Below are 12,266 nucleotides of genomic sequence, written 5' to 3' on the forward strand. Positions count from 1 at the left end.
TTAAGGAATAAAAATTTTTTTGAAATAAGTTACTATTTTGCTTTACATACTAGTTGAGAAAGAGTATACTGATAGTGAAATAGCTAGTATGTAAAACAAACTAGTGGAAAATGTGAAGAAAGAGGTGAGAAGGATGAAAGAGTCCCAATTGCTAAAGGGAGTCTTGGAGGGCTGTGTTCTAGAGATTATTTCCAAAAAGCCGATCTATGGTTATGAATTGATCCAAAGTCTTAAAGAGATGGGATTTGACAAAATTGTCGCAGGGACTATTTATCCTCTGCTTCAAAAATTGGAGAAACAAGGCATTATCTATGGGGAAATGAGACCCTCTCCAGATGGCCCAGATCGCAAGTATTTTTCACTCAGTGATACTGGAAGAGAGCGCTTAGAGGAATTTTGGAACCAGTGGCAGGATTTGGTTAGTAAAGTAGAGCGCGTGAAAAAGGAGGGGGAAGAATGATCGAAGATTATACAGAAAAAATGTCAGTTGAATTAAGGCACCTAAACAAGGATGATCAATCCTATGTGAAAAAAATGGTGGCCTATATTGGGGCCAAGGCCTATTTTTATGATGATGAAGCACTCGGTGAACAACTCTACAATATGGTTTGCGACCTAAAAGTTGCTGAGAAAGAAGGCATTCGTGCAGTGGATTATTTTGGAAAGGATCCACGGGCTATGGTGGACCAAGTTCTTTCAGAATTGCCTAAACGCTCTCTAGGATCTTATATGAGACTCGTCTTCCTACTTGGAGTGATCTTAGTTGGCATGCGTTATTTAATGGATTTTACCTGGATGACGCCACTGAAAATCGAACCCCTGACCTATGTTGTTATTTTATTCAATTTCTTGGTGTTTAGCCAGTTCATCACGTGGCTTTGGTCCAAACAGAGCTATGGTGAAATGAAGTGGCCTTGGGCTATTTTTATCAGTGTGATCTGCCTGATGGTATTTCTGAACATCGTACGACTATTTTCGATCTATTTTGGCCACATTGGGAGTCTCTTCTTATCAGATGGTTGGGCGGTTGTTCTTGCTGTCCTAGTCTTACTTGGGTTTGCGGTTATGGCTTATAGAAGCAGGGAGCGTTTGATGACGAGTCTACTAGTCATGGGCCTGACTTTCCTAGTTACGGGATGCTGGATTCGTCTTGTGAATCAGGAAACTGCTCACCTATTAGGCTGGCTACTTCCTCTCATAGGACTAGTCCTGTTCTTCCTTGTATTTCGTCTCCAAAGAAAGGGGAAAGCAATATGACATCAGCTATTTATTATGAAGAAACGCAGGCTTTGGTTCAAACCTTTAGCCAGGAGGACCAAGCTTATTTCCAAGACCTCTGGGATTATTTCAATTTTGCCGGTTTCTTATATGAGGAGGAAACTTTAAGAGAGCAGGTCTATAATCTAGCCCTAGATTTTTCGCAAGCAAGTAGAGATGGATTGACAGCAAAGGACTATTTTGGTCTCGATCCAAAGGAAATGGCAGACCAAATCATCGAAAATATGCCCAAAGAATCGACACGGTCTGTTCTGAAATATGGGGCGATCATCTCGGGAATTGTTATTTTCTATCGCCTCTTAAGTGATTTTGCTTCACAAGCAGTCCTGGTTCTTAAGCCACTTGTCTATCTAACGGATGGTATTTTAGGGCTTTTGGCCGTTGGACTACTCTTCTATCTCCTTCGTCGTCTCATTTTTGCAGAAGAGAAGTCAAAAAAAGCAATTTATGGAGTAGTCGTTCTCGTTCTGGGGATCTATTTTATCAGTGAAATAGTTGGGGTCCGTTTCTTGCCAGCTTTTGCCTGGTTGACGGTACCGAATCCATGGGATACTTTCCTGATGACAGGTGCTTCTGCAGGACTTATCCTGTGGCAGTGGAAAGAAGAGTTTGCTCGTGCCTTCATCTTTCCTATTCTGTCCTTCTTAGTAGTGGGATTCTTGCATCGCTGGACTTTGGCACAAGGAATTCAGAATCTTGGTATGACGGTTCTTCTGCCCACAGTGATCATCATCTTTGGGCTAGTTATATACTATTGGTTTACCATTCGGGCCTTGAAAAAGATGAAGGCTGAAGAAGGTTAAAATACAGTTAAGGAGGGGTGCCCCTCCTTTATTAGTTGGAGAAGCTACTGTCAGAGATAGGCTACCATTTTCAATCTAAGTGTGATAGAATGATGACAATAAAAGGGGGAAAAAGGGATGAATCTATTTCGAAAAAAAGATGTTGGCAAATCTCATGCTGGTCTGAACCGTCATTTACGATTGTGGGATTTGATTATTTTAGGAATTGGTGCCATGGTGGGGACAGGGATCTTCACGATTACGGGAACTGCAGCAGCGAATTTAGCTGGTCCAGCCCTCATTATTTCGATTGTGATTGCGGCTTTTTGCGTCGGCTTATCTGCCCTTTTCTTTGCTGAATTTGCGTCTCGCATCCCTTCAACTGGTGGAGCCTATAGTTACCTCTATGCCATCTTTGGAGAGTTTCCCGCCTGGATTGCCGGTTGGTTGACCGTGATGGAATTTATGACAGCCGTATCAGGGGTGGCTTCAGGTTGGGCTGCTTATTTCAAGGGCTTGTTGGCCAATCTTGGCTGGAGTCTGCCGACGGCTTTAAACGGGACTTTTGATCCAGCTAAGGGAACTTATGTGGATCTCTTGCCTATTTTGGTCATGGTCCTCGTAACTGCCTTAGTCCTTATGAATGCAAAAGCGGTCTTACGTTTTAATTCCTTGCTGGTCTTACTCAAGTTCTCCGCTCTTGCCTTGTTTATCCTTGTGGGGATTTTTCATCTAAATCCTGGCAACTGGGAAAACTTTGCTCCGTATGGATTTGGCGAAATCTATGGTGGTCAGATAGGGATTATGGCTGGTGCTTCGCTCATGTTCTTTGCCTTTCTTGGTTTTGAGTCCATTTCAATGGCGGTCGACGAAATCAAGGAACCACAAAAGAACGTCCCTCGCGGGATTGTCCTCAGTCTCTTGATCACAACCGTTCTTTATATCTTGGTCACCCTGGTTTTGACCGGTATGGTTCCTTTTAAGAACTTAAATGTAGAAGACGCGGTTGCCTTTGCCCTTCGTCAGGTCGGAGCCGGCTGGGCAGGGAATTATGTATCGCTGGTCGCTATTTTGACCCTGATTACCGTCTGCATTTCCATGACCTTTGCCCTTTCGCGGATGATTTACAGTTTGGCGCGGGATGGGCTCTTGCCAAAAGCTATGAAACAGCTCGATCCAAAAACTAGAATTCCCAAAAATGCAACACTAGTAGCTGGCTCGATGGCTGCCATTGCTGGTGGAGTCTTCCCGCTAGCCAGTATCGCTTCCTTCTTAAACATCTGTACCTTGACTTACCTGGTTATGTTGGCCCTTGCCCTCTTGAAATTGCGTAAGGAACACGGGGCTCCTGGACCTGGTGAATTTAAAACACCCTTGGTTTCAGTCTTGCCAATCCTATCGATTGTGGTCTGTCTGTCCTTTATGACCCAGTATTCCTTTTCGACCTGGCTGGCCTTCGGAGTTGCTCTCTTGATTGGGATAGGAATTTATTTTGCCTATGGGTATGGCCATTCGGAAGAAAATCAGCAAGAAGATTAACGAAAAGTCAGAGAAGACCTCTGGCTTTTTCTTTTGAGTAGATGAGGAAATGGCAGAAAGAAAACAACGAGCAAGCTTGATTTTTGTTATAATGAAAGGGACTATAAATCAAAGGAGAAGATGATGACATTCGAAGAAATCTTGCCTGGACTAAAGGCAAAAAAGAAATATGTACGGACTGGTTGGGGCGGAGCAGAAAACTATGTCCAATTGTTTGATACCATCGAGCAAAATGGAGTGGCTCTAGAAGTGACGCCTTATTTCCTCATCAACGTCTCTGGTGAGGGCGAAGGATTTTCCATGTGGAGTCCAACTCCTTGTGATGTCTTAGCGACTGATTGGGTGGAAGTTCATGACTAAACGGGTCTTGATTACGGGCGTAAGCTCCGGGATTGGTCTGGCTCAAGCTCGTCTTTTTCTAGAAAAGGGCTACCAGGTTTATGGGGTGGACCAGGGAGCTGATCCCCAGTTGCCAGGTGCCTTCCATTTCTTGCGGCGGGACTTGACCCTGGATGTGACGCCGATTTTTGACTGGTGTCCTGAGGTAGATGTCTTGTGCAATACGGCCGGAGTTTTGGATGACTACAAACCCCTTCTGGAGCAAAGCGCTCAGGAGATTCAGGTGATCTTTGAGATCAACTATGTGACTCCGGTAGAGCTGACACGGCATTATCTGACCCAAATGTTGGAGAAGAAGCAAGGGATCATCATCAATATGTGCTCCATTGCTTCAAGCCTAGCTGGTGGTGGTGGTCACGCCTATACCTCGTCTAAACACGCCTTGGCAGGATTTACTAAACAGTTGGCCCTGGATTATGCAGAAGCTGGGGTTCAGGTCTTTGGCATTGCACCAGGAGCCGTTAAAACAGGCATGACCGCGGCAGACTTTGAGCCAGGAGGCTTGGCTGACTGGGTAGCTAGTGAAACGCCCATCAAACGCTGGATAGAGCCAGAAGAAGTGGCAGAAATTAGTCTCTTTTTAGTCAGTGGGAAGGCATCTGCCATGCAGGGGCAAATCCTGACGATTGATGGTGGCTGGAGTTTGAAATAGAGGTGAAGGAGACTGGGAAATCGAGCTACAAAGAGCTAGCCGACTCACTCAGTCTTTTTTTAAAAAAAATTTTTTAAAAAACTTTTCTTATTCATTTTGGATTCATCTTTCTTGGATAAAATAGAATCATCAAGAAGAACTTGATAAGAAAAAAAGAAAGTTGGAAACAAACATGAAAAAAAACATCAAACAAAAAGCTCTTGCCGGTCTGGCAATTCTGTCACTCTCTACTCTTGCCTTTGGCTCTGTAGTAGCCTTTGCCAATACTGGAACAAGTAAAAAGACTACTTCTTCAACAGTGACTGCATCTGTCACCCTTGCACAAGCTCAAGAAAAAGCCCTGAAAGAAGCTAAGGATGGAAAAGTGATTGGTTACGAGCAAGAGGAAAAACATGGAAAAACAGTGTACGAAGTGACCATCTTGGATGGAAAAACTGAGAAAGAATACAAGATTGATGGTCAGTCTGGTGCTATCTTGAAGTCAAAAACCAAGGATTTGAGTCAGGATCGCGAAGATCAGCAATTAATCGGAGCAAGTGTTCAGTTGGACTTGGCTAAGGTAGAGAGCCAGCTGAAGTCTAAATATCCGAATGCTAGTATCGAAAAAGTAGAGTTAGATGTAGAAGATGGCAAACTTGTCTATAGCGTTAGCTTGCGAGAAGGCAATCAAGAAACTGAGATAGAGCTAGATGCCAATACAGGTACCGTGTTGGAAGAAGATGTGGACCTGGATCACGATTAACTAGAGTAAGATCTCGACTAGGCTTTTCCTAGCCGAGATTTTTTATGGAAGCATGGTATAATAAGGGAAGAAATTTGGAGTAAATGTTTATGAAAGTATTAGTGATTGAAGACGAAGTAGATTTGAATCGCAGCATCGTTAAATTACTGAAAACCCAGCAATATAGTGTCGATGCAGCCTATGATGGTCAGGAAGCCTTGGACTACATTCGTGTGTCCCAGTATGACGTGATTATTTCAGATATTATGATGCCCAAGCTGGATGGTTTGGGTGTATTGAGCTACTTGAGAAATCATCAGATTAAGACCCCAGTTTTGATGCTAACGGCTAAAGATAGCCTGGAAGACAAGGTGACCGGTCTGGATGCTGGAGCAGACGATTACTTGGTCAAACCCTTTGAATTTGATGAATTACTGGCTCGAATTCGCGTCATGCTGAGACGAAATAATCGAGAAACCTTGACCAACCTGGTCCAATTTGGTGACTATTCCTTAGACCTGGCAAAAAAGACCATCCAACACAAGGGTGTTTTGGTTGACCTGACTTCCAAGGAGTATGAGTTACTAGAGTGTCTGGTGCGCCATCCCAATGTGGTTCTAAGTCGGGAACAGATTCGTGAGCATATTTGGGATTTTGATTATGTTGGGGAGTCCAATATCATCGATGTTTTAGTCAAGAATATCCGCAAAAAATTAGGTAATCCATCGATTATTCAGACAAAAAGGGGGATGGGCTATGTTTTCAAAAATGAAGAAGGACTCTAAGTCTCCCTCCATCGTTTCTAAGGTGACATTGTGGTATACCCTCTTTGTTTCTTTTCTCTTTGTTCTTATGTTTTGTGCTTCTTTTATCATTTCCGGAGCCTGGTCTAGCTATAGCGCCCGTGGAGAACTAGAGCAGAAGACCATGGAAGTAGCTTCAGACCTTGAGGAATTTGAGCCCTTTGATGACGGCAATTATTTTGCGCTCTACAATCAAAATAGGGAGTTGGAGCAGGGGGCTCTGCCAAATGACTTTGATGCCAATGCGAGCTTTGAGTCTGGAAAATTGTCGACTTATACCTCCTCACAAGCAACCTATTACTATTTTGATGTCTATAATGAAAGCGAGGGCAAGTGGGTACGGGGGGTGCGCCTTGCTTCTGGTTTGGGAAGAGAATTGACCATCTTTCTTCTTTCCTTGGTCATTATTGCTCCTCTGTCCATCCTTGGGATGGCCTGGGGGGGACGTCGGATCCTCCGTAAGGCCTTCCTGCCGATCAGAGAGGTGACCCAGATGGCAGAGGAAATTACAGAGAGCGGAGACTACAGCAAGCGCGTGTCGACCGATCACCAGAAAGATTATATAGAAACGTCTCGTCTAACCAAGGTATTTAATAATTTGATTTCCTCTGTTCAGTCGACTTTTGAGAAAGAAAAGCAATTCAACCAAAATGTATCCCATGAGTTGCGGACCCCTCTATCAGTCATCGTATCGGAGAGTGAGTTTGGCTCCAAATATGCAGATAACCTAGAGGAGACCAAGGAATCTTTGACGGTCATTCATCGGCAGGCTAAATTAATGAAATCGATGACGGAGCAGATCTTAGAAATATCCAAGGCCCAACACCTGCAGTGGTCGGATTTAAAACCCATTTGTCTATCAAGCCTAGTGGCAGATTATTGTCAGGGACAGGAAAGAAAGTGGGCAGAAAGCCCCATCGCCTTTGAAGTAAGCATTCAGCCGGACCTCTGGATTCAGGGAGATGCTGTCTTGGTAACTCGGATGCTGGATAATCTATTGAGCAATGCAGTGAAATTTACCAAGACCAAGGTTACCATCCGCTTGGAGGCTAGTCCAGCTGGTGCTGTTCTCAAGGTAGCGGATGATGGGATTGGGATTGCGCCAGACCATCTGAGCAAGATTTGGGATCGCTTCTACCAGGTGGAGGATTCTCGAAACAAGGGCCTCAATAGTGGCATCGGACTGGGCTTGTCCTTTATTAAGGACATTGCAGATCTGCATCGAGCAGAGGTGAGGATCATTTCCGAAGAAGGTCGCGGAAGTCTCTTTCGTGTGACTTTCCCACAGATCAAGGACCAGACCTCTGTCTAAGAAGGCTGATTGAGTGATTAGTATGGTCTGAAAAAAAGTAAAATAACAAGGATGAAATGAGTCTAGTCAAAACGCTGGGCTCATTTTCTATTTTAGCTTTATGGAAAGGAAATCTTATGGTATGATAGCCTAAAAGGGACCTGTAATATGGAAAAATAAATTAAGCTAGGAAGTTAAGAATATGGAGATCAAAAAACACTTTGGTGTATACGGAGTCTGTCTTCAAGATGGGAAACTGCTCTGCATTGAGAAAACGAAAGGTCCTTATCAACATCGTTTTGATTTACCGGGTGGTAGTCAAGAAATCGGTGAGGGGTTGACAGAAACTCTCCAGAGAGAAGTTCTGGAAGAGACAGGATATACGCTTAGCTCTTATTCAAAACCTAGGATTTATGATGTATTGGTTCAAGAAGAAGGGCAAAATTTCGCTGTACACCATATCATGGCCTTTTATGATATCGTACTCGATTTCGAACGCTCTCAACAATCCTTTCCTCAGGAGCTTCTTGATGGAAGCAATGATTCAGCAAATGCAATCTGGCTTCCTATCGAGCAGATTACCGAAGATAATGCCTCACCTTTAGTATTGAAGGCCAAGGCAGAGTTGCGAGGATTTCCAGAATTGGATAAGACTTCTTACATGAATTGGAAGGTAAAGAAGGGGAATTATGGAACTATTTAAAACATGGAAGAAAAATATGGTTCTCTATGGTCTTAAATCTCAAATCGGAACTGTCTACCGAAACAGTGATAGGACAACAAGTTTTTATGATGTTGGGAATTTTCTATACCTAGCAGGGGAGTTGGATTCCAGATTTTGGGAAGATTTTGTTAGGAAATATGGTTTAGATGATAAGATTATTATTTCAGAAAATACCAATTGGCAAGATTTTCTGCATCAGAAAGTGAAGCTAATTTCTTTTACTCGCTATTCTTTTAAAGATAAAGCAAATTTTCAAGTTGAATTTCTAAATGATCTAGTTAGTCAGTTAGAGGAAGATTACAATATTATGCCTATTGATAATCATATTTATGACAGCTTTTCTGAGGAAGAATGGTCACGAGATTTACAAGGGGATTTTGAATCCTTCCAGGATTTTGCTTTAGAAGGTGGATTTGGTTTTGTGATTCTTAAAGATAAAGAACTGATTGCTGGGATTTCCTCAGGGTTAGTTTACCAAGGAGCAGTTGAAGTGGAAGTTGCAACTAGACCAAACGAACAAGGAAATGGATTTGCTAAAAAGCTTGGTGCTGCAATGATTCTAGAGAGTTTGAATAGAGATATGTTTCCTCTTTGGGATGCTCATAACGAGGCTTCCAAAAAAGTAGCAGAATTTTTAGGATATGAGTTAGTTGAACCTTATGAAGCCTTTGAACTAGAGGAAAGTGTCGTATAATGATATCTAATATTGTATCTTTTAAGACGAGGCGAATGGACATGCAAAATCAACTGGCTCTTAGTGGAGAAAAAAATATTTGAAAAAGTTTATCCTCAACTATTTCACCACATTGGTATGATTCGTGGGGAATACTTGCTAAGAGAGCTCAATCAAAACATCCTGTTACCAAGTTGTCAGCAATTTGTAAAAGATTATATAGACACTATTTGTCATTTGTATTCAGGTGAAGAAGTATGGTATCGCTTTTCAGAGTTAACAAATGCAGAAGCAAATAGTCTAGACGGGACTAAAGAGTATTTTGACGAACGCCACCCCTTATTTGGATACAGAGGTATCAGGCGTTTATTGGCGTGTCCATATGAATTTCAGGCTGAGGGGCATGTCGTTACAGAAGTTTATCAAACCAATCCCAATCTGTCTGTTGTTTTTCCTTTTGTGAATGATGCTGAACAGTTAAAACAAGCTATTAGAGTATTGCGCCAGCATGGTTTTACTGGAAAAGTTGGAACAATGATTGAATTACCGTCAGCGTATTTTGACTTAGACAGGATACTGGAAACTGGTATTTCAAAGATTGTAGTTGGAATGAATGATTTGACTTCATTTGTTTTTGCGACTGTGAGAAACTGTCAATGGCATGATATGGAAAGTCCAATTATGTTAGATATGTTGAGACAGATGCAGGATAAAGCAAAGTCAAAAAATATTGATTTCGTAGTAGCAGGATATCTGAATGCTTCTTTCATACAACAAATGAACTAGATGGAAATTAAATGCATTATCCACTATAGTTCTATTCCAGAGATTTTTGATTTAAAAATTGACCATCCAGACCATCTCAAACACATAAAAGAAGAGAGTAGAAAATTACAAAGGAGCAACCCATGACACCTCAAGAAATGTGGAATAAATACAAGCAAATCAACCCCTCGATTGGTGATGAGATAGATGCCTGGGCTTTTGGAGTAGAGGCAGATCTCTTAGCCGACTTAGTTCTAAGAGGCGAAAAAACAGCAACTGCATCAGCCTATGATCTTTATGCAGTTGATAATGACCCCCTGCCACAAGAAGGGTCCTTTGATGTTGTTTTAGACAGTCAAGATCAAGCTGTCTGCATTATCGAAATTACCAAGGTTTCTGTTCAGCCCTTCCATCAAGTGTCAGCTGATCATGCCTTCAAAGAAGGGGAAGGTGACAAATCCCTCGCCTATTGGCGTCAGGTTCATGAGGAGTTTTTCACGGAGTGGCTGGAGGAAGCAGGTCTGGCTTTTACACCTGACAGCAAGGTGGTTTTAGAAGAATTTCGTAAGGTTTATCCATTGTAGAACATGAGTCAGGGCATAAAGTGTCCACTCCCTTTTTAATCTGGATCTTATTTTCCAAAAGGGCTAAAAAATGGTATAATGTAAGCGATATTGTACAGAAAAGAGAAATGTTATGCCAAATTATGCCATTATTTTAGCAGCGGGGAAAGGTACCCGTATGAAATCAGATCTGCCCAAGGTTCTCCATAAGGTTGCAGGGATCTCTATGTTGGAGCATGTCTTCCGTAGTGTAGGAGCCATCTCACCAGAAAAGACTGTAACAGTTGTGGGCCACAAGGCGGAGTTGGTAGAGCAAGTCTTAGCGGGACAAACAGAGTTTGTCAAACAAACCGAACAATTGGGAACTGGTCATGCAGTTATGATGGCAGAGCCAGTCTTGAAAGGTCTTGAAGGGCATACCCTCGTCATTGCAGGAGACACTCCTTTGATTACGGGTGACAGTCTCAAACACTTGATCGACTTCCATATCAACCACAAGAATGTGGCAACGATTTTGACAGCCGAAGCAGCTAATCCATTTGGCTATGGCCGGATTGTTCGTAATGACAATGCGGAAGTACTTCGCATTGTCGAGCAAAAAGATGCGACAGATTTTGAAAAACAAATCAAGGAAATCAATACAGGGACTTATGTCTTTGACAATGCCCGCCTCTTTGAAGCTTTGAAGAATATCAATACCAACAATGCCCAAGGTGAATACTATATCACAGATGTGATTGGGATCTTCCGAGAAGCAGGTGAAAAGGTTGGTGCTTATACGCTCAAAGACTTTGATGAAAGTCTCGGGGTTAACGACCGCGTGGCCCTTGCGACAGCAGAAGGCATCATGCGTCGTCGCATTAACCAAGCTCATATGGTCAATGGAGTGAGCTTCGTCAATCCTGATGCGGCCTATATTGATATCGATGTTGAGATCGCACCAGAAGTGCAAATCGAAGCCAATGTTACCCTAAAAGGGCACACAAAAGTTGGGGCTGAAACCGTCTTAACTAATGGTACCTATATCGTGGATAGTGAAATCGGTGCAGGTGCCGTTATTACCAACTCGATGATTGAAGAGAGCACAATAGCCGATGGTGTGACAGTAGGACCTTACGCCCACATTCGTCCAGGATCTAGCTTGGCCAAAGATGTCCATATCGGAAACTTCGTCGAAGTCAAAGGTTCGTCTATCGGAGAAAATACCAAAGCAGGTCATCTGACCTACATTGGCAACTGCCAAGTTGGTAGCAATGTCAACTTTGGTGCTGGAACTATCACGGTGAATTACGATGGCCAACACAAGTTTAAAACAACAATTGGCAACAATGTCTTTGTTGGTTCAAATTCGACCATCATTGCACCCGTCGAGCTCGGAGATAATTCCCTAGTCGGGGCTGGATCCACCATTACCAAAGATGTGCCAGCAGATGCGATTGCGATCGGTCGTGGCCGTCAAGTGAATAAAGAAGAGTATGCTCTTCGCTTGCCACACCATCCTAAAAATAAATAGGAGAATCTCATGCAATTTGAAGAAAAAACCATTGAGCGCAAGGAAATTTATCAGGGACCGATTTTCCAAGTGGTGACTGATCAAGTAGAACTACCCGCTGGAAAAGGTCAAGCTCAGCGTGATTTAATTTTTCATAATGGAGCAGTAGCGGTTTTACCGATCACAGAAGATGGGAAGACGATCTTGGTTAAGCAGTACCGCAAGGCGATCGAGAGGACTTCAGTAGAGATCCCTGCAGGGAAGTTGGAAAAGGGTGAAAATGCGGATCCTCAAGCAGCTGCTCTGCGTGAATTGGAAGAAGAAATTGGCTACACAGCGGATCTAGAGTTGTTGTATGATTTTTATTCTGCAATTGGATTTTGTAATGAGCGGATTAAACTCTATCTTGCAACCAACTTGGAAAAAGTGGAAAATCCTCGCCCTCAAGATGCAGACGAGACCTTAGAACTCTTAGAAGTGACCTTGGAGGAGGCTAAAGACTTGATCCAAGCTGGCGAAATCTGTGATGCCAAGACCATCATGGCTATCCAATATTGGGACTTAATCAATAAATAGAGGAGGAT

14 protein-coding genes and 1 pseudogene are annotated in these 12,266 nt (G+C 42.8%); all 15 read left to right on the forward strand.

The window, feature by feature from the left end; genetic code table 11:
* Positions 1–133 precede the first annotated feature (133 nt).
* The 15 genes and pseudogenes from P5Y91_RS02370 (at position 134) to P5Y91_RS02440 (ending at position 12,258) form a co-directional block, all read left to right on the forward strand.
* The gene (locus P5Y91_RS02370) at positions 134–460 is read left to right on the forward strand and encodes a PadR family transcriptional regulator (RefSeq protein ID WP_277838880.1); all 327 of its coding nucleotides are present in this window, start codon (positions 134–136) and stop codon (positions 458–460) included.
* The gene (locus P5Y91_RS02375; RefSeq protein WP_277838881.1) at positions 457–1,257 is read left to right on the forward strand and encodes a hypothetical protein; all 801 of its coding nucleotides are present in this window, start codon (positions 457–459) and stop codon (positions 1,255–1,257) included. Before P5Y91_RS02370 ends, P5Y91_RS02375 begins: the two co-directional genes overlap by 4 nt.
* Positions 1,254–2,081: a hypothetical protein gene (locus tag P5Y91_RS02380; protein ID WP_277838882.1), complete on the forward strand. Its 828-nt coding sequence runs from the start codon at positions 1,254–1,256 to the stop codon at positions 2,079–2,081. Before P5Y91_RS02375 ends, P5Y91_RS02380 begins: the two co-directional genes overlap by 4 nt.
* Before the next feature lie 117 nt (positions 2,082–2,198).
* Positions 2,199–3,599 carry an APC family permease gene (locus P5Y91_RS02385; protein ID WP_277838883.1) on the forward strand — a complete coding sequence of 467 codons (1,401 nt, stop codon included), beginning with the start codon at positions 2,199–2,201 and terminating at the stop codon, positions 3,597–3,599.
* Between the two features lie 123 nt (positions 3,600–3,722).
* Positions 3,723–3,959, forward strand: coding sequence for a DUF2829 domain-containing protein (locus P5Y91_RS02390; RefSeq protein WP_000141913.1), 237 nt, complete (start codon positions 3,723–3,725; stop codon positions 3,957–3,959).
* Positions 3,952–4,650, forward strand: a complete 699-nt coding sequence (locus tag P5Y91_RS02395; RefSeq protein WP_277838884.1) for a 3-oxoacyl-ACP reductase — start codon at positions 3,952–3,954, stop codon at positions 4,648–4,650. Before P5Y91_RS02390 ends, P5Y91_RS02395 begins: the two co-directional genes overlap by 8 nt.
* A 172-nt stretch (positions 4,651–4,822) precedes the next feature.
* Entirely contained in the window at positions 4,823–5,392 is a 570-nt protein-coding gene (locus tag P5Y91_RS02400) for a PepSY domain-containing protein (RefSeq protein WP_277838886.1), read from the forward strand.
* An 89-nt stretch (positions 5,393–5,481) separates the two neighbouring features.
* The gene (locus P5Y91_RS02405) at positions 5,482–6,156 is read left to right on the forward strand and encodes a response regulator transcription factor (RefSeq protein WP_277838895.1); all 675 of its coding nucleotides are present in this window, start codon (positions 5,482–5,484) and stop codon (positions 6,154–6,156) included.
* Positions 6,128–7,486 carry a sensor histidine kinase gene (locus tag P5Y91_RS02410; protein WP_277838897.1) on the forward strand — a complete coding sequence of 453 codons (1,359 nt, stop codon included), beginning with the start codon at positions 6,128–6,130 and terminating at the stop codon, positions 7,484–7,486. The genes P5Y91_RS02405 and P5Y91_RS02410 overlap by 29 nt, the downstream gene beginning before the upstream one ends.
* 181 nt (positions 7,487–7,667) lie before the next feature.
* Positions 7,668–8,168 carry an NUDIX hydrolase gene (locus tag P5Y91_RS02415; RefSeq protein WP_277838898.1) on the forward strand — a complete coding sequence of 167 codons (501 nt, stop codon included), beginning with the start codon at positions 7,668–7,670 and terminating at the stop codon, positions 8,166–8,168.
* Positions 8,155–8,883: a GNAT family N-acetyltransferase gene (locus P5Y91_RS02420; RefSeq protein WP_277838899.1), complete on the forward strand. Its 729-nt coding sequence runs from the start codon at positions 8,155–8,157 to the stop codon at positions 8,881–8,883. Before P5Y91_RS02415 ends, P5Y91_RS02420 begins: the two co-directional genes overlap by 14 nt.
* A gap of 41 nt (positions 8,884–8,924) precedes the next feature.
* Positions 8,925–9,796: pseudogene (locus P5Y91_RS02425) on the forward strand (putative PEP-binding protein).
* Positions 9,771–10,211 (forward strand): ASCH domain-containing protein, encoded by a 441-nt coding sequence (locus tag P5Y91_RS02430; RefSeq protein ID WP_277838900.1) that lies wholly within the window; start codon positions 9,771–9,773, stop codon positions 10,209–10,211. The pseudogene P5Y91_RS02425 and the gene P5Y91_RS02430 overlap by 26 nt, the downstream one beginning before the upstream one ends.
* Before the next feature lie 112 nt (positions 10,212–10,323).
* On the forward strand, positions 10,324–11,703 hold the full coding sequence (gene glmU / locus P5Y91_RS02435) for a bifunctional UDP-N-acetylglucosamine diphosphorylase/glucosamine-1-phosphate N-acetyltransferase GlmU (RefSeq protein ID WP_277838901.1): 1,380 nt from the start codon (positions 10,324–10,326) through the stop codon (positions 11,701–11,703).
* 9 nt (positions 11,704–11,712) lie between these two features.
* Positions 11,713–12,258, forward strand: a complete 546-nt coding sequence (locus P5Y91_RS02440; protein ID WP_277838903.1) for an NUDIX hydrolase — start codon at positions 11,713–11,715, stop codon at positions 12,256–12,258.
* The last annotated feature ends 8 nt before the right edge of the window (positions 12,259–12,266 follow it).

It is taken from the genome of Streptococcus taoyuanensis, assembly GCF_029589235.1.
GTDB classification, from domain to species: domain Bacteria; phylum Bacillota; class Bacilli; order Lactobacillales; family Streptococcaceae; genus Streptococcus; species Streptococcus taoyuanensis.

Bases quoted from the DNA above. Each gene is read 5' to 3' on its own strand.
- P5Y91_RS02370 (WP_277838880.1), top strand. From the start codon at position 134: ATGAAAGAGTCCCAATTGCTAAAGGGAGTCTTGGAGGGCTGTGTTCTA.
- P5Y91_RS02375 (WP_277838881.1), top strand. From the start codon at position 457: ATGATCGAAGATTATACAGAAAAAATGTCAGTTGAATTAAGGCACCTA.
- P5Y91_RS02380 (WP_277838882.1), top strand. From the start codon at position 1,254: ATGACATCAGCTATTTATTATGAAGAAACGCAGGCTTTGGTTCAAACC.
- P5Y91_RS02385 (WP_277838883.1), top strand. From the start codon at position 2,199: ATGAATCTATTTCGAAAAAAAGATGTTGGCAAATCTCATGCTGGTCTG.
- P5Y91_RS02390 (WP_000141913.1), top strand. From the start codon at position 3,723: ATGACATTCGAAGAAATCTTGCCTGGACTAAAGGCAAAAAAGAAATAT.
- P5Y91_RS02395 (WP_277838884.1), top strand. From the start codon at position 3,952: ATGACTAAACGGGTCTTGATTACGGGCGTAAGCTCCGGGATTGGTCTG.
- P5Y91_RS02400 (WP_277838886.1), top strand. From the start codon at position 4,823: ATGAAAAAAAACATCAAACAAAAAGCTCTTGCCGGTCTGGCAATTCTG.
- P5Y91_RS02405 (WP_277838895.1), top strand. From the start codon at position 5,482: ATGAAAGTATTAGTGATTGAAGACGAAGTAGATTTGAATCGCAGCATC.
- P5Y91_RS02410 (WP_277838897.1), top strand. From the start codon at position 6,128: ATGTTTTCAAAAATGAAGAAGGACTCTAAGTCTCCCTCCATCGTTTCT.
- P5Y91_RS02415 (WP_277838898.1), top strand. From the start codon at position 7,668: ATGGAGATCAAAAAACACTTTGGTGTATACGGAGTCTGTCTTCAAGAT.
- P5Y91_RS02420 (WP_277838899.1), top strand. From the start codon at position 8,155: ATGGAACTATTTAAAACATGGAAGAAAAATATGGTTCTCTATGGTCTT.
- P5Y91_RS02430 (WP_277838900.1), top strand. From the start codon at position 9,771: ATGACACCTCAAGAAATGTGGAATAAATACAAGCAAATCAACCCCTCG.
- glmU (WP_277838901.1), top strand. From the start codon at position 10,324: ATGCCAAATTATGCCATTATTTTAGCAGCGGGGAAAGGTACCCGTATG.
- P5Y91_RS02440 (WP_277838903.1), top strand. From the start codon at position 11,713: ATGCAATTTGAAGAAAAAACCATTGAGCGCAAGGAAATTTATCAGGGA.